The organism is Candidatus Schekmanbacteria bacterium (assembly GCA_016219965.1).
GTDB lineage: Bacteria > Schekmanbacteria > GWA2-38-11 > GWA2-38-11 > J061 > JACRJM01.
In genome coordinates, this window is sequence record JACRJM010000004.1 from 93101 (window position 1) to 116774 (window position 23674).

A 23674-nucleotide genomic window follows, 5' to 3' on the forward strand; every position below is an offset into this window, starting at 1 on the left:
TTCTGCATGGACGCTTATCTTGATATCGAAACTTCGTTCGATGGAGACATAACGATCATTGGAATTCACACTTCACGCGATGGGACTGTTCAAATTCTCGAACCATCATACGATGATCTTCGCATATATAAAATTCTAGAAAGTATTTCTGTGATTTTTTCATACAATGGAAATTCATTTGATATCCCTGTGATAAGAAAAAAAATCGGAATAAATATTCTGGAAAATATCAGAAGTGTTGATTTAAAAAATGTTTGCTGGAAAAAAAATATTTACGGCGGACTTAAAAAAGTTGAAAAATATTTTGGCATCGAAAGAATGACATGCGATGTAGATGGGCGTGCAGCAATGATGTTATGGAAGTCATATAAAAATGAGAATGATGCAGATGCATTGGAAAAACTTCTTCGCTACAATAAAGAGGATGTTGAAAATCTAATTCAGCTTAGAAAAAAACTCGAAAATATTTTCTGAAAAAAAATCCAGATGATGCTGTTGGATAAAAAAAGATTGACACTGAAGAAATTTTAAATAAAATTACATATAACGAGTTGTAAAAGCAGTTAGAAGTTAGCTGTAAACACACAACCGAAAGGAGGGGTGAGAGAGAATGGCAACCAAAAAGAAACCAGCTGCGAAGAAAAAAGCTGCGAAGAAACCTGCGAAGAAAGCTGCAAAGAAGAAGTAACAGAGACATAAGAGATTTAAAACTGGGAGCGTTTGAAACATTAAACGCTCCCAGTTGTTTTTAAGCTCCCTTCTCTACAGCTTGAAATAAATTTCTAAACATACTATTTTGATATTATGAAACCAACACATCATTTATATACTTCTATAGCTACTGCTGCCGTTGTTTATCCGCTTACCGGCTCGCTCATGGCGTCTCTCGGCTGTATAATAGCAGGAGTCTTTATTGACGTTGATCATCTTCTGGAGTTCTTTATGTTCTCAAAACAGAGATTCTCTGTTAAGAACTTCATGAGTTTTTTCATGAGCCTTCATTACAAGAAAGCGTTTGTTTTGTTTCATTCCTATGAACTGATAATTGTGTTGTGGCTGATCTGTCTTAAAGTAAATAATGTTGTAGCATACGGAGCTATGCTTGGTTATACTATCCATATGGTGTTTGACATGATTTTTAACCCTGTTTACTGGTATGGGTATTTTTTATCTTTCAGACTGGCTACCGGATTCAGTAAAGAGAAATTTATTGATGAAGAACTTCACTTCAGAAAATATCCGAATACATAATAAATTTATTTTCTTTTTTCTCATTCCACTCTTTTTTAATATTTCCTCATGCTCTTTTTCCTCCGGCAGTAAAATAGAAATAAAACAGGGAGAATATAAGGAAAGAGGAATTTCTTCCTGGTACGGAGTCCCCTATCATGGAAGGAAAACAGCGTCAGGGGAAGTCTATGACATGTACGGAATCAGCGCGGCGCACAGGACACTACCTCTTGGTACAGTCTGTAAGGTTTCCAATTTAAAGAATGGGAAAAACATCCAGGTGAGGATAAATGATCGCGGGCCATTTGTGAAAAACAGGATCCTTGACTTAAGTTATGCCGCTGCAAAGTCACTTGGATTTGCAGTAGAAGGAACGACAGAAGTTCTTATCGAAGTAATATCATTGCCGGCGGTCGTTCAAAGTTTCGCAGTCCAGGTAGCATCTTTTAAGAATGAAAAGAATGCACTTAATCTCCAGCATTATCTTTCAGAAAAGTACGGCAATGCCTCTGTCGTTAAATATGATAATGGCTCAGATACGTTTTACAGGGTAAGAGTAGGAAGTTTCAAGAATGTTGAAGATGCAGGAAAATTCATTGATCAGGTAAAGATTAAAGATTCAACGCCTTTTATAGTCGCCCGTGACTGACCTTTTTAAAAAAATATGACATCTATAGCTGACAACTATAAGCGGATATTGGAAAAAATCAACGATGCTGCCTTGAGGGCAAAGAGGGATCCGGCAGATGTCATGCTTGTGGCAGTATCTAAAACATTTCCTTTTGAGAAAGTTCTTGAGGCAATTGAGGCAGGTGCGAGGATATTCGGTGAAAACTATATTCAGGAAGCAGTGGATAAGATTGAAACAGTACGTGGAATGTCAGGAGTAATTGAATGGCATTTCATAGGACACTTGCAGACCAACAAGGTGAAATATGCATCCGGCAAGTTTTCCATGATTGAGTCAGTGGATTCGATTAAGCTTTTAAGCGAGATAAACAAAAAGGCGCTGTCGGCAGGCATAACCGAAAAAGTTTTATTTGAAGTTAATGTCTCAGGGGAGGAGAGCAAATTCGGGTTTAGCCCTGAGGCTCTGGAAACAAGCCTTGAAGAGATTTCTGGCTGCAGGAACGTAATACCTCTGGGATTGATGACAATGCCTCCATACAGTTCAAACCAGGAGGACTCACGTAGATATTTTGTACGTCTACATGAGTTGATGGAGCGAATTAACGCAAAGAAAATTCAGGGAATAAACTTTCAGCATCTCTCCATGGGGATGTCGGGTGATTTTGAGGTAGCAATCGAAGAGGGGGCGACGATCATCCGTGTCGGTTCAGCAATCTTCGGCGGGCGGTAAACTCAATTTTTGGTGTTATACTTCGTCAGTGGCCACCTCGCAAATCCTCACATACGAAAAAACCCCATAAATTTCTATGGGGTTAGCGCGCGAATATAATAAGTTATTATCTTTTCAGTCTATCTCTTTCAGTCCGGATGTGATTATCTGATTTCTTTCAACACCCGTTGAAATAAGAGATATGCGGCAGTTGGTAACATCTTCAACGAACTTAAGATATTCCCTGCATGCCTGCGGAAGGTCGCCAAACTCTCTTGCCTCTGATGTCTGCTGCTGCCAACCTTTGAATGTTTTGTAGATGGGTTTGATTTTCCCTGTGATTGATGGATCAAGAGGGAACTCTGAGGTCCTTTCACCATCTATGTCATAGGCAATGCAGATCTTTATCTCTGGGAATGCGTCGAGTACGTCAAGCTTGGTGATAGCGAGAGAATTTACTCCGTTAATCCAAACCGCATATTTTAATACTACGAGGTCAAGCCATCCGCATCTTCTTGCCCGTCCCGTTGTTGATCCGAACTCTGCTCCGACATCACGCAGCATGTTTCCTGTCTCATCAATGAGCTCTGTCGGAAAATATCCCGAGCCAACCCTTGTTGTATAGGCTTTCGCAACACCAAGAACATTGTCTATGTAAGTGGCAGGAACACCGAGACCTGTAAGAACTCCGCCAATGGTCGTGTTGGATGAAGTCACAAAGGGATAAGTGCCGTGATCTATGTCTAGCATTGTGCCCTGAGCTCCTTCGAAGATGATGGAAAGCGATTTTTCGCGGGAGTCCTTTAATATCTTTGTTGTGTTTGCAACGTATTTCTTCATGTTGTCGCGGTAAACGATATATTCGTCGAATATCTTTTCTGCAGATAGCGGTTCCAGTCCATAATACTTCTCAAGTATGAAGTTCTTCTCATCTAAGTTAGCCTTCAGTTTTTCCATGAAAACATGTTCATCTATAAGATCCCACACCCTTATTCCCATCCTGCCGATTTTATCAGTATAAGATGGACCGACACCTTTCATGGTAGTGCCGATCTTGCCGCTTCCTTTTTTCATTTCTTTCTGCTGGTCCAGCAGTTTGTGATAGGGCATGATAAGATGAGCAAGACCGCTTATCTTTAGATTTTCTTCTACGGGAATTCCCCCCTCTGCGAGCATCTTTATTTCTTTTTCCATTATCTGCGGATCGATTACTACGCCATTCCCGATGATGCACATCTTGTCAGAATGGAGTATCCCTGAGGGGAGAAGATGGAAAACGAACTTTTTTGTTCCCAATACTACAGTGTGTCCTGCATTCGGACCACCCTGATATCTGCAGATTATGTCAGTCCGTTCACTTAGGAGGTCAACAACTTTGCCTTTTCCTTCGTCACCCCACTGGGTGCCTATTACAAGAGTGTTATGCATGGCTTACCCCGTAGGTTATAGTTTAACAACTGTGGCACTGAGAATGTTTGGAAGTTTCTCTATTTTTTCAACGATGTCCTTGGGAATGTCGTTGTCAACATTAACTATTGATAATGCTTTTTCCCTTGGAGCGCTTCTTCCTAATATCATTCCGGCGATATTGATCCCGGCATCACCCATTATTGTACCTATCTTTCCTATGACACCTGGTGTGTCGTAGTTTGAAAAGATAAGCATTGTCCCTGAAGCGGGTGCTTCAAGGTAATAGGAGTCAATTTTTACAATGCGCGGTATTTTCCCGTTAAAAATGGAACCTCCTACCGCATATTCCTTTTTATCTGTTTTGAGCTTAACAGTAATGAGGTTTGAGAAGTCATCAGAATGGCTGAGTGTGCTTGTAACTATCTTTATGCCTCTTTCTTTTGCAAGAAGCAGGGAATTTACAGGATTAGCACTCTCATGTATTGGTTTTAAAACCCCCTGTACGATGCTTGCTGTCACAGGGTTAGTGTTTATCTCTGTCACATCCCCGCTGTATTCAACCGTGACCTCCTCGAACCTGCCGGTTGACAACTGCGATGCCATCAAGCCGATCTTTTCTCCAAGGTCGATGAATACATTAGTCTTTGCCGCGAACTGCGGCTCGATTGACGGGAAGTTAACTGCATTCCTTATGGTCCCGCTTACAAGGTAATCAACTATCTGGTGTGCTATGTCGAGTGCAACATTGGTCTGCGCTTCGACAGTTGACGCACCAAGGTGAGGTGTGCAGATTACTTTCGGATGATTTACGATGTTCCAGTCTGCAGGCGGTTCCTTTTCGAAAACATCAAAGGCAGCTCCCGCGACTATTCCTTCATTGATTGCATTAAGGAGGGCTGCCTCATCAACTATTCCGCCGCGGGCACAGTTAATTATGCGAACTCCTTTTTTTACCTTCTTAAGAGATTCTTTTCCTATGATATGTTTTGTAGCCTCTGTAAGCGGTGTGTGGATTGTTATGAAATCAGCTTCTTTCAATAGTTCATCAACGCTTACAAGCCTGACATTAAGTTTCTTGGCTGATTCCTCTGAGAGGTAAGGGTCGTAAACGACAACCCTCATTTCAAGGCCGTTTGCCCTTGAAGCCACTATCGAACCTATTCTTCCCATCCCTATGATGCCCAATGTCTTGTTGTATAGTTCGACTCCCATGAACTTGGATTTTTCCCATTTCCCCTCTTTCATAGACTGGCATGCAGCCGGGATGTCTCTTGCGAGGGACATCATCATTGAAAGCGCATGCTCTGCTGTGGTCACAGTGTTTCCGCCGGGAGTGTTCATTACAAGTATTCCCTTTGAAGTGGCTGCTTCGATGTCCACATTATCTACACCGATACCTGCGCGACCGATGACCTTCAGGTTGTCAGCTTTTTCTATTACTTCCTTTGTAACCCTTGTGCGGCTTCTTATCGCAAGGGCACTATATTTGCCGATTTCCTTTATCAGGTTTTCAGGGGATATCTCCGGATCAAATACTACTTCAACTCCCTTTGCCGCATTGAATATCTCTAAAGCCTCTTTTGAGATTTTATCGCTGATTAAGACTTTCATCGTATGTTCCTTCCTCTTCAGTTTCCCAGTATTTCTAATGCTCTTTTTACCCCTTTGCCCAATTCAACAGGGTATCCGAGCTTCTTCAGCGTCATTTCCACTGCACTCACAGCATTTATTACATCAAACTGGTCTGCATATCCAAGATGGGCGATTCTAAATATCTTTCCCTTAAGGCTGTCCTGTCCGCCTGCGATTGTCATCCTGTGCTGGTTACGTAATGTTTTTACTATGTCTCCTCCACTTACACCTTCCGGAGCATAGACTGCTGTTAAGGCATCGCTTGGGCTTTCAGGTGCAAGGAGTTTAAGCCCCAATGCTTTCATTGCCTCACGCGTTGCATGGGCAAGCTTAGCATGTCTTGCGAATACATTTTGCAGCCCTTCTTTCTTTATCTTCTCAATCACTGTATGCAATCCCATTATAAGGGATACTGCAGGTGTATATGCTGTCTGGTTCTCAAGATGATTCTTCCGTTCCTTCTTCATGTCAAAGTAAAATTTAGGAAGTTTCGAAGTTTCATTTAATTTCCATGCTTTGTCGCTCATTGTTATGAAAGCAAGTCCCGGAGGAAGCATGAATGCCTTCTGTGAACCGGAAACAACGATATCAAGACCCCACTCATCTGTTTTAATATCAAAAACGCCGAGCCCTGTGATTGCGTCAACTATGCAGATTGTATTGAGCTTTTTTGCAACAATCTTTCCTATTGTCTCAACATCATGTCTTACGCCCGTTGAAGTTTCCGAAGCCTGGACGCAGACCGCCTTTATGTCAGGTTCTTTCTGAAGATGTTCTTCGACTACCTTAGGATCAACTGCTTTTCCCCATTCAACATTTATAATGGTGGTGTTTACGCCGTAGGCTTTGCAAATGTTCCCCCACCTTTCACCGAACTTTCCTCCATTTATTATAAGTGCTTTGTCGCCTGCTGAAAGTGTGTTCACTATTGCAGATTCCATTGCACCTGTTCCGGAAGATGCGAGACATAAGACTTCGTTCTTTGTCTGAAAAATATATTTAAGGCCTTCGCGAACCTGACTAAAAAGCTCAACAAAGGCAGGTGCCCTGTGATGTATTATTGGCTCTGCCATTTTCAAAAGGACATCTGGCGGAACTTGAGTAGGTCCGGGAGCCAGCAGATAATCTTTGATAACCATAACGCCTTTTACCTCCATCGATTAGTGAGTTTAGAACAAATATAAATTACCGGGGTCGGTTTCTCCCCCAAAATGTGGTTGGAAATTAGCAAAGGGGTAGCTTTGTGTCAAGGGAAAACAGGTTTTTTTTGACTTTAAAAGATATTGTTTTTTCTGGCAGATAGAGCTTGACAAAGAAATTTTCATTTGTTAAGAAACACGCCATTTTTAAGCTGTCTCGGGGGAACAATGTCTTTTTTTAAAAGCAAAGCTTTATATGTGTCTTTAGCCGGTCTGCTATTACTTTTTACAGTATTTGTTGTTTTTAATACTGCTATTGAAGGAATTGTATTATTAATTGGCGGATTCATAGGAATTCTGAATATTAACCTGCTGACAAGGTGTATAGGAAACATAACAGGAAATAATATTCCGGGAAAAGGTAAAGCCCGTGTTTTCGTTGTTTCTGCTTTAAGGTTTGTGCTGGCAGGACTATTTCTTTTTGCGGCAGCAGGTATATCAAAATGGTGTATTATTACCGGATTTGTCGGGTATCTTTTCCCGACTTTTGTCATGATACTTTTCCCGCTTGGTAGCATTGAGGCAGCGGCAGAAGTTTGCGAAGGAAGGTAAAAAGTTATGTTAAAAATAGATTTCACTCTTTTTATTCTGGCCATCAACTTTGTAATACTCATGATAATACTCAACAAGAAACTTTTCCTTCCACTTGTGAGGATTATGGATGAGCGGGACAGCGACATTAAAGGGGCTTTTAGCAAGGCGGCGAAATTTAATGATGAAGCAGCCGGGAAAAATGAGTCTTTTGCGAATTCAGTAGCGGCTGAAAAGAGAAATAGCATACAGCAACAGGGGGAAAACCGAAAGCTCGCCTCTGTTTCAGCAACAGAAATAGTAAAAGCTGCACAGAAAGAGGCTGAAGATAAACTTTCCAGTGTAAGGGATAATCTCAGGCAGGAGAAGGAGCGTGCATCCAGAGATCTTGCCTTGCAGACCGAAGCATTGGCAAAGGATATTGCTGATAAAATACTTAAATCTTAGGGGATGAGTATGAGTTCATTATCCGGACGAAGGAACTTGGCGGCTGTAATTGCATTTGCAGTGTTCCTGTGTTTTTCCTTCAGTATTGCTTATGCGGCTGAAGAGGGAGAGCATGCCGGGATAGACATATCTAAGGAAGTCTTTAAATGGATTAATTTTCTTATACTTGCGGGAGCTCTTTTTTTTATCCTGAAGAAAACTGTAAAAGAATTTTTTGAGATGCGCATAGAGAATATAAAGAAATCGCTTGATGAGAGCAGGAAGGCTGAAGAAGAGGCATCAGTCAAATTAAAGGATGCAGAAAGAAAACTTTCAGCGTTATCTTCAGAGATTGAACAGATAAAGAGAAATACGGCAAAGCTTATTGAAGATGAGAAGAACAGGATAATAAAAGAGTCCGGCGACAAGGCACAGCGGATAATAGCGCAGAATGAGAAAAACATACGGTATGAGTATGAGAATTCTCTTAAAGAACTTAAAAGCGAGATGGTAAAAAATGCCGCAAAAATGGCTGAAGCGATACTTACGGAGAAAGTTTCAACTGAAGAGAGAAAACGCGTTTTTAATAAATATCTCTCTATGCTTGGAGGGATAAATTGATAAAGACCGCCACAGCAAGGAAATTTGCAAGAAGCTTAATCGAAGTTATCGAGAAAGAGGCTGACCTTGAAACGATTTACAGTGAGCTTGTTGCTCTTTCTGATCTGTTGCTCGGTTCTTCGGAGGCATTGAATTTCTTTTCAAATCCGGGTGTTCCGGCTGAAAGAAAAGAATTTGCAATGACAGAGATAACAGGAAAGATGGGATGCTCTGCTGTGACTAAGAGCTTTATGTTTGTACTCTTAAAGAAGAGATGCATAGGGCTTCTCAAAGAAATAACTGTGCAGTTTCTGTTGTCCATTGATGACGTGAAAAACCGGGTGAGGGGAAGCGTAACTGTGGCAGAGCCGCTTGACAGCGGGGAATATGCGCTCCTTCAGAAAAAACTTTCAGAAATAACACGCAAGGAAGTCGTTGTAAGCGTTGATGTTGACCCTTCGATCATAGGAGGTGTCATAACAAAGATCGGCAGCCTTGTAATAGACGGCAGCATAAAGAACCAGATAAAGCTTGTTCAGGAAAAATTATTAAACTGATTCAGGCTCATATAAGTTCAGGAAAGGAGAGATACAAAGATGCAAATCAGACCGGCAGAAATAAGCGAAATAATTAAGAAGCAGATTTCCGGCTATGAGAGTTCTCTGGAGGTTAATGAGGTTGGCTCTGTGATGATGGTTGGAGACGGGATTGCCCGCATATATGGCCTTGAAAAGGTCATGTACGGCGAGCTTCTTGAATTCCCTCACGGAGTTTTCGGGATGGCTCTTAACCTTGAAGAAGATAACGTCGGAGCTGTCATATTCGGAGCAGGCGAACATATAAAGGAAGGGGATACCGTAAAGCGAACGAAGAGAATCATAGAAGTGCCGGTCGGAGAGAGTCTCATAGGAAGGGTTGTAAATGCTCTTGGCCAGCCTATTGACGGGAAAGGACCGATAGACTCAAAAGAGTTTAGTCCCCTTGAAAGAATTGCTCCCGGAGTTGTTGACAGGCAGCCGGTTAAAGAACCTCTACAGACAGGTATTAAAGCCATAGACTCCATGATTCCCATAGGAAGAGGGCAGAGGGAACTTATAATAGGTGACAGACAGACGGGAAAGACTGCTGTTGCGCTCGATACAATAATAAACCAGAAGGGCAAGAATGTTATCTGTATTTATGTTGCGACAGGACAGAAGAAATCAACCATAGCTCAGGTTGTTAAGACACTTGAAGAATACGGCGCAATGGAGTTTACAATAATTGTAGTAGCATCAGCTTCCGAGCCTGCGCCGATGCAGTATATATCTCCATATGCAGGCTGTGCTATGGGAGAATATTTCAGGGATAAGGGAGGCCATGCGCTGGTAATATACGATGATCTCTCAAAACAGGCAGCAGCTTACCGTCAGCTCTCTCTCCTCCTCAGAAGACCTCCTGGACGTGAAGCATATCCGGGCGATGTTTTTTATCTCCACTCAAGGCTTCTTGAAAGGGCAGCAAAACTTAATAATTCTCTCGGAGGAGGCTCCCTTACTGCTCTTCCGATCATTGAGACTCAGGCAGGAGACGTTTCCGCTTACATACCGACAAATGTTATTTCCATCACAGACGGGCAGATATACCTCGAGACAGACCTTTTCTATTCAGGTATCAGACCGGCAATCAACGTAGGACTCTCAGTATCCCGAGTCGGTGGAAGTGCGCAGACAAAAGCAATGAAACAGGTTGCCGGAAGGCTGAGGCTGGATCTTGCACAGTATAGAGAAATGGCGGCTTTTGCCCAGTTTGGAAGCGAGCTCGACAAAGCAACTCAGGCGCAGCTCGCAAAAGGAGGAAGAATGGTTGAACTTCTGAAACAGGGACAATATGTTCCGGTTTCAGTTGGAAAACAGATAATAGTTCTTTTCTCAGGTATCAATGCCTTCCTTGATGATATTCCTATTGAAGAGTGCAAGAGATTTGAATCTGAGATGTTGCAATTCATAGATGGTAACCACCCGGGAATTATTGAGGAAATCGAGACGAAAAAAGAGATTACTAAAGAAACAGATGAAAAGCTTCGCGGGATCATCAAGGAATTTAAGGACAGCTTTGTTCAGACTGTTCGTAAATAAAAATCAAGAGAGCTTTAAATGCCAAGCCTAAGAGATATAAAAAGAAGAATAGTAAGTGTAAAGAAAACTGAACAGATAACAAAAGCCATGAAAATGGTTTCTGCCGCCAAGTTCAGACGCGCACAGGAGCGGATAATAGCAGCACGCCCCTATGGCAGAAGCATTGAAAAGGTTTTGCAGAGCCTTGTGATGAGGGCGGGCGGTGAGGATGTCCATCCGCTTCTTCGCCGCGGTGAGCCCGGTACTATCGAGCTTATTGTGATAACTGGAGACAAAGGGCTTTGCGGCGGTTTTAATAACAATGTTATCAAAGCAGCGAACGCGTTCATTAAAGAGAATCCCGAAAGCAACATAAACATGACTCTTGTGGGCAAAAAATGCAAAGAGTTCTTCTCGAAGAGGAAACTTTCTGTAAGAAATATTTACTCTGATTTTTTTAACACTTTGGGATATGAGCATGCAGTGAGGATTGCCAGAGAGGTTATTAAGAATTATTCGGAAGATGAGATAGAAAAAGTTGTGATGATATATAATGAATTTAAATCTGCTATGACGCAGAATGTTTTGGTGAAACAGATTCTTCCCATTGAACCGGCAGAGACAGGGAAAGCTGAAGACGGGATTGATTTCATATATGAGCCGTCGAGGGAAAAGATATTCGACCAGTTACTTCCCCGGTCAATTGAGGTTATCATCTATAATGCGCTCCTTGAATCTCTTGCTGCCGAACAAGCTGCAAGGATGGCTGCCATGGAAAATGCATCGCAAAACGCGGGCGATATGATATCGAGTCTTACTCTTAAATATAATAAGGCAAGACAGGCTGCCATAACTAAAGAACTCCTTGAGATTGTTGCCGGAGCTGAGGCACTTAAAGGATAAATATAAACATTTAATATATAAGGAAGAGGGATCAGGATATGACAGAAGCTAAAATGATTGGGAAAGTCGTTCAGGTCATTGGACCTGTTGTTGACGTAAGGTTTGAGGGAGGACATCTCCCGGAAATCTTTAACGCTCTCAGGGTCAACATGCCTTCCGAGTCCGGAGCAAAGCCTTCCATTATAGTAGAAGTGGCATCTCATCTCGGAGAAAATGTGGTACGTACGGTTGCCATGGAGCCGACAGAAGGACTTATGAGGGGAGCCGATGCAGAAGACCTTGGTGCTCCTATCAGCATTCCGGTCGGGAAAGAGACGCTTGGAAGAGTTATAAACGTGCTTGGTGAACCTGTTGACAAGCTTGGTGATGTTAAAGCCAAGAAGAAGTACCCTATTCACAGGGAACCCCCTGCATTTGACGAGCAGGATACGTCGATAAAAATGTTCGAGACAGGGCTTAAGGTTATTGACCTTCTTGAACCTTATTCAAGGGGTGGAAAGACAGGACTCTTCGGAGGTGCGGGAGTCGGTAAGACAGTTCTTATCATGGAACTTATAAGAAATATCGCAATGGAACATGGCGGTGTTTCAGTGTTCTCAGGAGTTGGCGAAAGGACGAGGGAAGGAAATGACCTTTGGCTTGAAATGAAAGAATCCGGCGTTATAGACAAAACTGCCTTAATATATGGACAGATGACTGAGCCTCCTGGAGCAAGGCTGAGGGTAGGTCTCACAGGACTCACAGTTGCAGAGTATTTCAGGGATGAGGAAGGACAGGACGTTCTCCTATTTATTGATAATATATTCCGTTTCACTCAGGCAGGCTCAGAAGTTTCTGCACTGTTAGGCAGGATGCCATCAGCGGTTGGTTATCAGCCTACACTTGCTACGGAGATGGGAGAACTGCAGGAAAGAATCACCTCGACCAAAAGAGGATCAATCACATCAGTACAGGCAATATATGTTCCTGCTGATGACCTTACTGACCCGGCACCTGCAACGACTTTTGCCCATCTTGACGCTACAACAGTTCTTTCAAGGCAGATTGCAGAACTCGGAATTTATCCGGCAGTTGATCCGCTTGACTCAACATCAAGGATTCTTGACCCGCGCATTATCGGGGAGGAGCATTACGCAGTTGCAAGAAGCGTCCAGGGAGTTCTCCAGAAATACAAAGAACTTCAGGATATTATAGCAATACTTGGTATGGATGAGCTCTCAGAAGAAGATAAACTTGCAGTATCAAGAGCTAGAAAAATACAAAAGTTTCTGTCACAGCCATTTTTCGTAGCTGAACAGTTTACCGGCATGCCAGGAAGGTATGTGAAGCTTGAAGATACAATCAGAGGTTTTAAGGAAGTTGTTGAAGGAAAGCACGACGAAATACCTGAGCAGGCATTTTATATGGTTGGTACAATAGAAGAAGCCCTGGAAAAAGCAGAAAAGATGAAAGAGTAATGTGATATGGCAGATACAATTTTTCTTGAAATAGTAACACCTGACAGGATGCTTGTAAGCGAAGAGGTAAAGGATATTTGCGCTCCGGGAATAGAGGGGGAATTTGGTGTTTTGCCTGAACACACGCCATTCCTTTCAATTTTAAAATCCGGCCTTATAAGCTTTAAGACCCCGCAAAATGAAGTAAAATATTTGAATGTTAGCTGGGGCTACGCTGAGGTAAGGAGCGATAGGGTTATCATTTTAGCTGAGGCTGCTGAACGACCTGAAGAGATTGATCTTGATCGTGCAATGTCAGCGAAAAAGCGCGCTGAAGACAGACTAAGTAAGGGTTCTGAGGATATTGATGTAGAGAGAGCTCAATTGGCTCTGGCTCGTGCACTTGCAAGAATAGATATTGCCTCAAAATATATAAAGTGATTCAAGCTTCTATTAATTAGTCTTTGCCGCTTTATTCGTGACAGCATCCACCCGGGGGACTTATAAATTTTTTACTGTCACCAAAATGTTGACCGTCTACATCTTTGTTTTTTATCTTGATAACTCGTACGTTCGGAGTAGTACTGCAATAACCCGCAGGATCAGTTTCAGTTACTGTATAAGTCTTTGGTTTTAAGTTTTTAAATTTATATTTACCTGAACTGTTGGTTGCCGTTACTAATCCCCCTGGTTCCAAAGTAACAGTAACTCCCTGGATACCTGGATCACTGCCATTCCTATTCCCATTACAGTTTTTATCATTAAATACTATACCTTCAATTTGAAAATCCTTATCCTTTGAGAATGAATGGTATGGTATGGCCATAAGAAAAAATAAACAAAATATTAACGAACAAACTACTTTTATTTTCACTTGTCTTCTCCTGCTAAGTTGTAATTCAGTCCATTGGTCCTTCTACAATCTCTCTTTATTTAGGATTCTAAAATTGTCAAGGACGCTCAAATACTGATTTAATATGATGAGTGTGGGCGTGTTAGAGGTAAAACAAATAAAAAAGCCCTCAAATTTAAATGAGGGCTTTTTTCAGGTAATGTAATTTGACTTATTAATACACTTCCTGTGGGCAACAACTGCTGTTTGGAGGGCTGACAAACTGATTGCTGTCTCCAAAATTCTGCAGCAGAATATCCTTACCTTTTACTTTTACGGTACGGATATTTGGTGAAGTACTGCAATAACCTGCTGGGTCAGTTTCTGTTATAGTATAAGTTCCGGGTAGAACACCTGTAAACATGTAGTGTCCTAAACTGTTTGTTGTTGTTGTAATCCCACTCGGGGTTAATGTTATAGTAACTCCGGGGATCCCTGAGTCTCCTGCATTTCGAACACCGTTGCAATTCGTGTCATTATATACAAATCCACCTATGATAAATGCAAAAGAGAAGGATGGTATAGCCAGGCAAAAAACAAAGAATAACTTCAATATTAAAGCATTTTTTATCTTCATTTAATATCTCCCCTTAAAAACATAAAATTATATATCTTTACTTATTCCTTTTCACTTGCAACTCATAGATAAAATGAATGCTTTTAGCTATTCCCATAATTGCTATAAAATTAAACATAAAGTTATTTTTAATAATTAGATTTGTCAAGAATCTTCAAATCTATATAGATATATTTTCAAATTATTATTCAAAAAAAAGACTGACATAAAATTTATGTCAGTCTTTTTTTTATTGAATTATATAAAACATATTTATTTCTAAGGGCAGCAACCACCTGGAGGACTTACGAATTTCTTGCTATCCCCAAAGTGCTGTCCGCTTACATCAGCATTTTTCAGCTTAATTTTACGTGAATTAGGTGTTGTACTGCAATAACCTGAAGGATCAGTTTCTGTTACTATATATGTTCCTGGTACTAATCCTGAGAAAGTATATTGTCCTGTAGCACTTGTGGAAGCTACTATTGCACCGGGACTTAATATCAGAGTGACACCTGCAATTCCGCTATCTCCGGCACTTCTTGCTCCATTACAATTTACATCATTAAACACAATCCCGCTGATTGTAAGTGCAAATGATGTCGACGGTAATACCATGAGAACCAATACCCCTGCTACAATAACTAAGATATTTCTTATGTTCATTCCAGTCCTCCCACGAAATTAATGACTATTTATAAAATTCTCTTCTATCAGGTTGAAAAATAAGCAAATACTGTGCCACTTTTATATTGTTTAAATAATGTATTGATTAATAATACTAAAATATTTTTTTTTGAGCATACTTTGCATTTTTCTTAACAAGAATTCAAACTTGAGCCTCTTTATTTGTTCAATTTTTCGACACTTTTTCCCAGCTTTTCATAACTAATTGAATTGTTAAACAAAAAAATGTCTAAAAACCCGACAACCTTAAATATCACCAGTATCGAAGCTATTTCCCGGAAAAATCTTATCTATAACTTCTTTAACTACAGTCGCAGCATCATTAAGTTTCTTCATAGCATCAAGGGATATATATTTTGTCTGAAACATGTCATACTGGTTTGAAAGTTCAATGGCTTTTGTTAGCAAAGCATCTGACTCCACGATAACAGGACTTATTTTTTCTTCAACATCTTTAACTGCCTCATAATTCGACTTTAAATCGTCAGATACCTTGTTGTCAAGTGACTGCATTAAAATTTTCTTATAAGCTCCACGCAGGAGCCTGTTTATTTTTAGCCTCATGTCTTTTATCTGTATGATGCGCTGGTAGTTTTCGAGTGTCCAATTTCTTTGAAACAGGTATGATGACACAAAAGCTTCGTCGTAAAAGTCCTTTGCCTTTTTATAATGCACAGTTGCTTCATCCAGATGAACTTTTTTTTCTTCTCTTTCGCCAAGAATGAATTCTCTTTCTCCCATTGTCAGGGTGAAACTCGTATTAACCTGAGAGTTATTGGTATAAGCCTTTTTTTTAGCTTCAAGGGCTGCCTCTTTGTCTTTTATTAGTGATGATGTTGTAGAACAACCTGTAGAAAACATCATAAGTATAGAAAAGCAAATAACTCCTGCTATTTTTCTTTTTTCCATTACGATGGATCCTTAATTATAAAGTCTCTTATTTTTTTTCCAAAATCCATTGCTTCACCTTTATCCATGAAATCAAAAAACTGGACTTTCTGCCCTCTGTCAGCCCAGTATTTTTCCATTATTTTATAGTGAAATTCGCTAAGTTTATCAGGTACCATGCGTCCGCCGAAAAAGGCTGTCGTAAATGGTTTCTTTTCTAACTCGCGTTCAAATAGACTCAAATATCTTTCACCGCTAATGAGATAACTTCCGGAAACAATAAAAAGTGCCACTTTCTTATCTTTGAATTTTTCCCTGTTCTCTTTTAAAAAATCTTTCATAGGCAGGGCAATATTTTCCATGTAGACTGCACTTCCTAATACTATTATGCTGTAATCATTTATATTAACTTTTGAAAAATCATTAATCGGCAGAATATCGGTTTTGCCGTCAATTCCTGAGGCGACCCATTCCGATACCTGTTTAGTGCTTCCATAGAGGGAATAATAAAGAAGAAGGATTCGCGTATTCTGCAGAAAAGGTTGCTCCACTTCATGTTTGTTAATTACATTACAGGAACTAAGCAGCGGAGATGCGATTAAAAAAAAGATAATAAAGAACTTCAGAAGGTTACGAAATTTATTCGCTCCATGCATTTATATATTCCCTTCCTTTTTCAAAATCTCGGCTGTCTTTAGCGGGTTCTTACTGTGAAATATTTCGCTTCCCGCAACGAACATTGTTGCTCCTGCCATTGCAACTTTTTTTACGTTATTTACTTTGATTCCACCATCAACGGAGAGTTCTGCTTTACTTTTGCAACTGTCAATCATTCCCCTGATAATCTTTATTTTATTCGTTGAGCTTTCAATGAATTTCTGTCCTCCAAAACCTGGATTTACAGACATGACGAGAACAAGGTCAACATCTTCAATGATTGATTCTAAAGTATTGGCAGGTGTTGAAGGATTTATTGATACTCCGGCTTTTTTGCCAAGTTCTTTTATCGCTGAAACTGTGCGGTTTAAATGTATACATGCTTCCTGATGTACTGTAATCCAATCGCTGCCTGCGTTTGCAAAATCATTTATATATCTATCAGGCTGTGCAATCATGAGATGTACATCAAGAGGGATTGATGTCATTTTTTTTATTGCAGAAACAATCAGTGGTCCTATGGTTATGTTGGGGACAAAAATTCCATCCATTACATCTATATGTATAAAATCTGATACAGGTTCGACTTTTTTTATTTCTTCTTCGAGTTTGGCAAAATCTGCTGAAAGGATTGAAGGAGATATTTTTATCATTTGTTCTCCGTTATAATTTAATAATTGTTTTCTGCGATAACTTCGCCGTCTACAAATACCTTCATGATTGTTTTCCCGGAAACTTCAAAGAATAGATTTATCAGCTTTCCTGGTGGAGTCACTTTATTATATATTTCCCTTGTTGTGTTCCCGCTTATCAGAATAACCCTCACATTCCTGTTTTTAGGTGCATCAGGCACGGTGAATGTGTATGACCTGTAAGTTTTAACTGCTGTTTTCGTGACGTTTTTCGCTCCAGATACTGCTTTACCAACAGATGTTCCCTTCCCGCCAGTTGATATTGCAAGGCTCACTTCTTCTCCTGATCTTATATTATATCCATACGGGGGTTGCTGGGAAACGATTGTCCCGGCCGGCTTTCCCGAATCGTATTCTCTTCTTAATTCACCCAGCTTTACCCCCATTTCATCGAGAAGATTATATGCCTGGTTTTCTGTTAATCCCGATAAATTGGGCATGATATATGTTTTTTCAAATTGTCCGGCGCTTATTAGCAGGGATATCTTGACTCCTCTCGGAGCGTCCCTGCCCGGCGCAGGATATGTGGCAATTGCCACATTATCAGGATAAGTTTCGGAGTGAACCTTCAGCACTCTGCCTAAATTAAGACGTGCCTCTGAAATGAGCATTTCTGCGTCCTGGAGATTTTTTCCGATGACATCAGGAACATATGCCTTTATGGTACCTTTGCTTATTATTATATCAATTTCCCTTCCTTTTTTTACTTTTTTCCCTGGCTCCGGAGATTGCGAAATAACATGGTAAAGAGGTATTTTGGTGTCAAACGCCTTGCCTGCGATCCTTATGTTTATTCCTGCTTCTCCGCATTCTGCCAAAGCATTGTCAATTGATTTTCCTTTTATATCTGGGACTGTTATCTCTTCTGGTTTTGTAATGAAGTTCATTACCATAACCCCTGTTATTGCACCTATGGCAATGAAAATAAAAAACAGAAGCCCGTATTTTCCAACTATTTTCACATAATTTGGGACCAAGTTGTCTAACTCCCGGATAAAAAAAGAATAATTATCTGCATTGTATAACTGAAAAAAGGCTGATCTGTCAACGATTGCAAGATAAAAACAGTGAATAAAAGACTAAGTTGAAACTGTCCTGGTCTCGAAAAGGCTTGACTTGATGAGTTACATATTTATATTGATATCCCCTTATAGGCTTTGGTACCACGATCACAATAAGAAAAAGGAGTTTTCCAGACTATGGCAAAGAAGCTTTTAATCGTTGAATCGCCGGCTAAAGCGAAAACGATAAATAAGATAGTGGGAAAAGATTTTGTTGTTATGGCAACAGTAGGCCATATAAAGGACCTTCCCAAAAGCAAGCTAGGAATTAACATAGAAGCAGGGTTTGAGCCTGATTACGTTACAATAAAGAGCAAAAGCCAGGTCATAAAAGATTTAAAAAAAGAGGCGGAAAAGGCTGATGAGATTTATCTGGCTCCTGACCCTGATCGTGAGGGAGAGATAATTGCATGGCATGTTGCGTCAGAAATACAATCCAAATCAAGGAAAAAACCTGCAAAAATATACCGTGTTCTGTTTAATGAAATCACGAAAGATGCAGTCAAAAAGGCTGTTTCGAATCCCGGAGAGATAGATATACAGAAAGTTGAAGCCCAGCAGGCGCGCAGGGTGCTTGATAGGCTTGTTGGTTATAAGATCAGTCCTCTTCTCTGGAAAAAATTAATGTATGGGTTAAGCGCAGGCCGTGTACAGTCGGTCGCATTAAGGCTTATTTGTGAGCGGGAAGAGAGCATAAACAAGTTTGTAAGCGAGGAGTACTGGTCCATCACGGCAAAGCTTTCAGCTTCGAATCCACCAGAGTTTAATGCGAGGCTAATAGAGCATATGCAGCAGAAAATTAAAATTTCCAATGAATCCGAATCATCGGGAATTTTGGATTATCTCAATAAACAGAAGTATATTGTAAATCGTATTGAAAAGAAGGAAAGGAAGAGAAATCCATCTCCTCCGTTCATAACCAGCACACTTCAGCAGGAAGCCTACAGACATTATGGATTTTCTTCCAAGCGTACTATGGCTATTGCCCAACAGCTCTATGAGGGACTCGAAATAAACGGGGAAGGAACAATAGGACTTATAACTTATATGAGAACTGACTCAGTGAGGATTGCAGACGAGGCTAAAAAGGCGGCCAGAGAATATATAGGTGAAAAATATGGCTTATCCTATCTTCCTCCATCTTCTCCGGAATACTCAGTAGGAAAATCAGCACAGGATGCGCACGAAGCAATAAGGCCGACAGTGATAACTATAGAACCTGATAGTATTTCATCCTTTCTTTCTGTCGACCAGTTAAAGATTTACAAGCTGATATGGCAAAGGTTTATAAGCAGTCAGATGTCTCCGGCTGTAATGGATTTAACCACGATAGATGTTGCCGCCGGAGATTATACATTCCGTGCTAACGGTTCGATCTTAAAGTTTGATGGTTTTAGAAGGGTCTATCTAGAGGGGAAGGATGACGAAGAAAATGGAAACGGAGAAAATGGTGAGAATGTTTACCTTCCTGAAGTGGCTGAAGGGGAGAGTGTGAATCTTCTTGAACTTCTGCCCAAACAGCATTTTACAGAACCGCCTCCAAGATATACTGAAGCGACTCTTGTCAAGGAGCTTGAGAAACTTGGCATAGGAAGACCAAGTACATATGCTAACATCATGGATAAGATAGAAGACCGCAATTACATCACTAAAGAAAATAAAAGATTTAAGCCATCAGAACTTGGTCAGATTGTTACGACTCTGCTGGTGAAAAATTTCCCTGATATATTTAATGTTGATTTTACTGCATCAATGGAAACAATGCTTGATGAGATTGAAGAGGGAAAGGCTAAACGGATCGATGTGCTGAAGAGTTTCTATTCCCCTTTTGAAAAGGATATAGAAAAGGCATCGGTAGAGATGGAGGTAAAAGAGGAACCAACTGAGCTTAATTGCGAAAAATGCGGCTCTATGATGGTTAAAAAGTGGGGAAGAAACGGAATGTTCCTTGCCTGCTCAAAATATCCTGAATGTAAAACAACAAAGGATTTTAAGACTGACGAAAGCGGAAAAACTATACCTGTAGAAGCGGAAATATCGTCTGAGGTTTGTGAGAAGTGCGGGAAGCCCATGAAGGTAAAGGCAGGACGTTTCGGAAAGTTTCTTGCCTGTTCGGGTTACCCTGAATGTAAGAATACCAAGAAAATCAATGGCACGTCTGAGCCGCAAAATGAGGAAAACGGCAAACTCCTCGATGAAAAATGCCCGAAATGTGAAAAACAGCTTACAGTAAGGATAGGCCGCTTCGGAAGATTTGAAGCCTGCTCGGGATATCCGAAATGCCGCTATATTAAGCCAACAAGCACAGGTGTGAAATGCCAGAAGGAGAATTGTACCGGTGTGCTTATCCAGAAGAAAAGCAGAAAAGGAATATTCTACGGGTGCAGTAATTATCCGGAATGTGATTATGCAGTTTGGGACAAGCCCATTGACAGGAAGTGTCCTAACTGCGGCAGTCAATTTATGCTTGAGAAGAGGAACGGCGTAAAAGATTCTTCAAAAGTAGCCTGTCCCAATCAAGAATGCGGCTATGAAGAAGAACAGAAGTCTCCTCAGGAAGGTTAGCGTTGTCGGTGCCGGCCTTGCGGGATGTGAAGCAGCATGGTATTTAGCAGAGCGCGGCATTGATGTAGAACTCTTCGAAATGCGTCCTCATGTTTTAACACCTGCGCATAAGACTTCTTATTTTGCAGAACTCGTATGCAGTAATTCTTTAAAATCAGATCATGTTGAAAATTCGTCAGGACTTCTTAAAGCTGAATTAAGAGAGTGCGGTTCTTTTCTGATTAGAGTCGCAGATGACTGCCGTATCCCGGGAGGAAAAGCTCTCGTTGTTGACAGGAATAAGTTTTCACTGGCAGTAACGAATCTTATCGAATCGCATCCGCGCATCAGAGTAAAAAGGGAAGAGTTTGCAGGCATTGACATTAATAATAGCGGATCAATCATACTTATAGCTTCCGGTCCATTAACTTCATCAGCGCTCTCAAATAATATTGCAGGACATGTCATGAAAGAATCACTCTACTTCTACGATGCAATTTCTCCAATAGTTGACGCTGATTCGATTGATATGGGCAAATGTTTTTATGCGGACCGTTATGGAAAAGGTACCGGAGACTATCTGAACTGCCCGATGAGCAAAGAGGAATTTGACATTTTTTATGATGCCCTGGTCAACGGGGAGAGAACTGAAATTCACGAATTTGATAAAGTACGCTATTTTGAGGGTTGTCTCCCTGTAGAGGAAATCGCAGCAAGAGGTCATGATGCACTGAGATTTGGCCCCATGAAACCTGTAGGGATATTGGGGCCTGCAGGAGAGAAGTATTATGCTGTAGTTCAACTTCGGAAGGAAAACATGGCAAGCAGCAGTTTTAATATGGTGGGATTTCAGACAAGACTCCGTCACAAGGAACAGGAAAAGGTATTGTCTTTGATCCCCGGACTTGAAAATGTAAGGATACTACGTTATGGCAGTATGCACAGGAATACGTTCATAAACTCTCCTTTGGTCCTTGATCACTATATGAGGCTTAATAGCAATCCGCTTATTTATTTCGCAGGGCAAATTACCGGTTCAGAGGGATATGTCGAAGCCATAGCTACAGGTCTTTTTTGTGGTATTAATATTTATTATCAGCTGATTGATGAAGATCAGGTTTTGTTTCCTAGGGAAACCGCCATAGGAGCCCTCTGCAATTATTTAACTGATCCGATAAATGGCGAGTCATTTCAACCAATGAATTTTAATTTTGGTCTTCTCCCAAGCCTTGACGGAAGACATAGCAAAAAAAAGCGTGCTGAACTTAAATCAAACATTTCTCTTGTTTCTATCAAAGATTTTTCCCGGAGAATTTCTGCAGTTCATCAGGGCTAAATTAATTTTTAATCAAATTTGCAATATAAGTGATATAATATAATAATTTAAAACATACTTTAATAACTCAGTTTGGCATACTTAACGCTATGAATGAAGAGATAAAAATATTTCTAACGTATATAGAATCTGAAAGAGGTCTTTCAGAGCATACTGTAAGAAATTATTGCAGTGATATTCTGCAGTTCCAGTCTTTTTTTGAAGACTTGAAGAAAAATAAATCTGTTTCTGAAATAACTCCATCGGATGTAAGGGAATTCCTTAGTTCGGTTATGAAGAAAGGCGATAGAAGGACTTCAGTGGCTAGAAAACTTTCAGCGTTACGGAGTTTCTTCAATTTTCTGCACAAAGAAGGAATAATTGAGAAGAATCCTGCAGCGGAACTCAGCATTCCAAAAATGCCTAAGAGACTTCCCCTGTTTCTTAATGTCGATGAGGTTTTCAGAATGCTTGACCAAAAAAATGATGAGAGTTTCACCAATATTCGTGATATTGCAATACTTGAATTTCTTTATGGAACAGGGATTAGGGTAGGAGAGCTTGTTTCAATCGATAATAGACAGATTGATTTTAACAGCATGACTGTAAAGATTCTGGGAAAAGGAAAAAAAGAGAGGATAGTCGTATTTGGCGATAAAGCCGCTCAGGCATTAACTAATTATATGGCATTAAAAGATGGGATGGGTTTGCAGGTAAGTTCAGATGCACTTTTCGTAAACAGGAGAGGGGGAAGGTTGACAGCGAGGTCAGTCGGCAGGATAGTTGAAAAATATGTTAAGCTTTGCGGCATAAGTAAAAAAATAAGCCCCCACAAACTAAGGCATACATTTGCAACCCATCTTCTCAATGCAGGGGCTGATTTACGTACTATACAGGAACTGCTTGGACATTCTAATCTTTCAACTACTCAGAAATATACTCATGTAGGAATTGAAAAATTGGTCGAGACGTACGATAAATTTCACCCCAGAGCAAAAGCAAAGAACTGAGATAACAGAGAAGGGAATAAGCTATGAAAAAAAGATTCAGAGGTACGACGATTCTGTGTGTAAGAAGGAATGGCAAAGTCGCAATGGCAGGTGATGGTCAGGTTACATTTGCCAATTCCATGATTATGAAAAGATCGGCAAAAAAGGTGAGAAGGCTTTTTAAGGAAAAAATACTGGCCGGTTTTTCAGGATCTTCCGCAGATGCCCTTACCTTGCTTACCAAATTCGAGGAAAAGCTTGAGGAGCACAGAGGTAATCTGTCCAGAGCAGCAGTTGAGCTTGCACGCGATTGGCGTAAAGACAAGATACTGACTAAGCTTGAAGCGTTGATTATAGTTTCTGATCAGAACAGTACGTTTGTTATCTCAGGAACAGGTGATGTGATTGAGCCGGATGATGATTTTATTGCTATCGGTTCCGGGGGAGCATATGCGCTGGCTGCGGCAAAGGCGCTTATGCTTAAGACAGATCTTTCTGCGGCAGAGATAGTAAAGGAAGCAATGGCTATAGCTTCGTCTATATGTATATACACAAATGACCAGATCACTCTTGAGGAAATATGAAAGGTAA

At 40.6% G+C, this 23674-nt stretch carries 26 protein-coding genes; 16 read left to right on the forward strand and 10 right to left on the reverse strand.

Translation table 11 applies throughout. The features are described 5' to 3' along the window. Nucleotides 1-6 precede the first annotated feature (6 nt). The 4 genes from HZA77_05675 to HZA77_05690 all read left to right on the forward strand — a co-directional run bounded on the left by HZA77_05675 (nt 7) and on the right by HZA77_05690 (nt 2590). Nucleotides 7-474: a ribonuclease H-like domain-containing protein gene (locus tag HZA77_05675; GenBank protein MBI5374902.1), complete on the forward strand. Its 468-nt coding sequence runs from the start codon at nt 7-9 to the stop codon at nt 472-474. 330 nt (nt 475-804) lie between these two features. Continuing rightward, nucleotides 805-1251, forward strand: coding sequence for a hypothetical protein (locus HZA77_05680; GenBank protein MBI5374903.1), 447 nt, complete (start codon nt 805-807; stop codon nt 1249-1251). After that, nucleotides 1214-1879 (forward strand): septal ring lytic transglycosylase RlpA family protein, encoded by a 666-nt coding sequence (locus tag HZA77_05685; GenBank protein ID MBI5374904.1) that lies wholly within the window; start codon nt 1214-1216, stop codon nt 1877-1879. Before HZA77_05680 ends, HZA77_05685 begins: the two co-directional genes overlap by 38 nt. A 15-nt stretch (nt 1880-1894) precedes the next feature. After that, nucleotides 1895-2590, forward strand: a complete 696-nt coding sequence (locus HZA77_05690; GenBank protein ID MBI5374905.1) for a YggS family pyridoxal phosphate-dependent enzyme — start codon at nt 1895-1897, stop codon at nt 2588-2590. Between the two features lie 114 nt (nt 2591-2704). Here HZA77_05690 and HZA77_05695 read toward each other — a convergent pair whose 3' ends face one another. From HZA77_05695 to HZA77_05705, 3 genes are read right to left on the reverse strand one after another with little or no spacing between them, the layout of a single operon-like run. Continuing rightward, nucleotides 2705-3997: an adenylosuccinate synthase gene (locus HZA77_05695; protein MBI5374906.1), complete on the reverse strand. Its 1293-nt coding sequence runs from the start codon at nt 3995-3997 to the stop codon at nt 2705-2707. Between the two features lie 15 nt (nt 3998-4012). After that, nucleotides 4013-5590 carry a phosphoglycerate dehydrogenase gene (locus HZA77_05700; protein ID MBI5374907.1) on the reverse strand — a complete coding sequence of 526 codons (1578 nt, stop codon included), beginning with the start codon at nt 5588-5590 and terminating at the stop codon, nt 4013-4015. Between the two features lie 17 nt (nt 5591-5607). Continuing rightward, a complete protein-coding gene (locus HZA77_05705; GenBank protein MBI5374908.1) occupies nt 5608-6750 on the reverse strand; it encodes an alanine--glyoxylate aminotransferase family protein in 1143 nt (380 codons plus the stop codon). A 228-nt stretch (nt 6751-6978) separates the two neighbouring features. On the opposite strand from HZA77_05705, the gene HZA77_05710 reads away from it, so the two are divergent. Genes HZA77_05710 through HZA77_05745 form a run of 8 tightly spaced genes read left to right on the forward strand, consistent with a single transcriptional unit; the run spans nt 6979 to nt 13243 of the window. After that, nucleotides 6979-7362 (forward strand): hypothetical protein, encoded by a 384-nt coding sequence (locus tag HZA77_05710; protein MBI5374909.1) that lies wholly within the window; start codon nt 6979-6981, stop codon nt 7360-7362. Between the two features lie 6 nt (nt 7363-7368). Next, entirely contained in the window at nt 7369-7788 is a 420-nt protein-coding gene (locus tag HZA77_05715; protein ID MBI5374910.1) for an ATP synthase F0 subunit B, read from the forward strand. A gap of 9 nt (nt 7789-7797) precedes the next feature. Continuing rightward, nucleotides 7798-8388, forward strand: a complete 591-nt coding sequence (locus HZA77_05720) for an ATP synthase F0 subunit B (protein MBI5374911.1) — start codon at nt 7798-7800, stop codon at nt 8386-8388. Then, nucleotides 8385-8924: an ATP synthase F1 subunit delta gene (gene atpH, locus HZA77_05725; protein MBI5374912.1), complete on the forward strand. Its 540-nt coding sequence runs from the start codon at nt 8385-8387 to the stop codon at nt 8922-8924. Before HZA77_05720 ends, atpH begins: the two co-directional genes overlap by 4 nt. A gap of 39 nt (nt 8925-8963) precedes the next feature. Further along, nucleotides 8964-10484: a F0F1 ATP synthase subunit alpha gene (locus HZA77_05730; GenBank protein ID MBI5374913.1), complete on the forward strand. Its 1521-nt coding sequence runs from the start codon at nt 8964-8966 to the stop codon at nt 10482-10484. Nucleotides 10485-10502: 18 nt separating this feature from the next. Beyond that, nucleotides 10503-11366 carry an ATP synthase F1 subunit gamma gene (gene atpG, locus HZA77_05735; GenBank protein ID MBI5374914.1) on the forward strand — a complete coding sequence of 288 codons (864 nt, stop codon included), beginning with the start codon at nt 10503-10505 and terminating at the stop codon, nt 11364-11366. A 38-nt stretch (nt 11367-11404) separates the two neighbouring features. Then, on the forward strand, nt 11405-12823 hold the full coding sequence (gene atpD, locus HZA77_05740) for a F0F1 ATP synthase subunit beta (GenBank protein ID MBI5374915.1): 1419 nt from the start codon (nt 11405-11407) through the stop codon (nt 12821-12823). A gap of 6 nt (nt 12824-12829) precedes the next feature. Further along, a complete protein-coding gene (locus HZA77_05745; protein ID MBI5374916.1) occupies nt 12830-13243 on the forward strand; it encodes a F0F1 ATP synthase subunit epsilon in 414 nt (137 codons plus the stop codon). Nucleotides 13244-13274: 31 nt separating this feature from the next. On the opposite strand, the gene HZA77_05750 is transcribed toward HZA77_05745, so the two are convergent. The 7 genes from HZA77_05750 to HZA77_05780 all read right to left on the reverse strand — a co-directional run bounded on the left by HZA77_05750 (nt 13275) and on the right by HZA77_05780 (nt 18151). Beyond that, the gene (locus HZA77_05750; GenBank protein MBI5374917.1) at nt 13275-13676 is read right to left on the reverse strand and encodes a hypothetical protein; all 402 of its coding nucleotides are present in this window, start codon (nt 13674-13676) and stop codon (nt 13275-13277) included. Between the two features lie 193 nt (nt 13677-13869). Next, nucleotides 13870-14271 (reverse strand): carboxypeptidase regulatory-like domain-containing protein, encoded by a 402-nt coding sequence (locus tag HZA77_05755; protein MBI5374918.1) that lies wholly within the window; start codon nt 14269-14271, stop codon nt 13870-13872. Nucleotides 14272-14529: 258 nt separating this feature from the next. After that, entirely contained in the window at nt 14530-14916 is a 387-nt protein-coding gene (locus HZA77_05760; GenBank protein MBI5374919.1) for a hypothetical protein, read from the reverse strand. A 267-nt stretch (nt 14917-15183) separates the two neighbouring features. Continuing rightward, nucleotides 15184-15846 (reverse strand): hypothetical protein, encoded by a 663-nt coding sequence (locus HZA77_05765; protein MBI5374920.1) that lies wholly within the window; start codon nt 15844-15846, stop codon nt 15184-15186. Continuing rightward, on the reverse strand, nt 15846-16481 hold the full coding sequence (locus tag HZA77_05770) for a hypothetical protein (protein MBI5374921.1): 636 nt from the start codon (nt 16479-16481) through the stop codon (nt 15846-15848). Before HZA77_05770 ends, HZA77_05765 begins: the two co-directional genes overlap by 1 nt. Continuing rightward, nucleotides 16482-17135 carry a ribulose-phosphate 3-epimerase gene (locus HZA77_05775; protein MBI5374922.1) on the reverse strand — a complete coding sequence of 218 codons (654 nt, stop codon included), beginning with the start codon at nt 17133-17135 and terminating at the stop codon, nt 16482-16484. Between the two features lie 17 nt (nt 17136-17152). Further along, nucleotides 17153-18151, reverse strand: coding sequence for a PASTA domain-containing protein (locus HZA77_05780; protein MBI5374923.1), 999 nt, complete (start codon nt 18149-18151; stop codon nt 17153-17155). Between the two features lie 222 nt (nt 18152-18373). Here HZA77_05780 and topA point away from each other — a divergent pair, with 222 nt between their 5' ends. The 4 genes from topA to hslV all read left to right on the forward strand — a co-directional run bounded on the left by topA (nt 18374) and on the right by hslV (nt 23667). After that, entirely contained in the window at nt 18374-20800 is a 2427-nt protein-coding gene (gene topA, locus HZA77_05785) for a type I DNA topoisomerase (GenBank protein MBI5374924.1), read from the forward strand. Then, a complete protein-coding gene (trmFO, locus tag HZA77_05790) occupies nt 20766-22115 on the forward strand; it encodes a methylenetetrahydrofolate--tRNA-(uracil(54)-C(5))-methyltransferase (FADH(2)-oxidizing) TrmFO (GenBank protein ID MBI5374925.1) in 1350 nt (449 codons plus the stop codon). Before topA ends, trmFO begins: the two co-directional genes overlap by 35 nt. 89 nt (nt 22116-22204) lie before the next feature. Beyond that, nucleotides 22205-23104, forward strand: a complete 900-nt coding sequence (gene xerC, locus HZA77_05795; protein ID MBI5374926.1) for a tyrosine recombinase XerC — start codon at nt 22205-22207, stop codon at nt 23102-23104. Between the two features lie 23 nt (nt 23105-23127). Further along, nucleotides 23128-23667: an ATP-dependent protease subunit HslV gene (gene hslV / locus HZA77_05800; GenBank protein MBI5374927.1), complete on the forward strand. Its 540-nt coding sequence runs from the start codon at nt 23128-23130 to the stop codon at nt 23665-23667. Nucleotides 23668-23674: the final 7 nt, after the last annotated feature.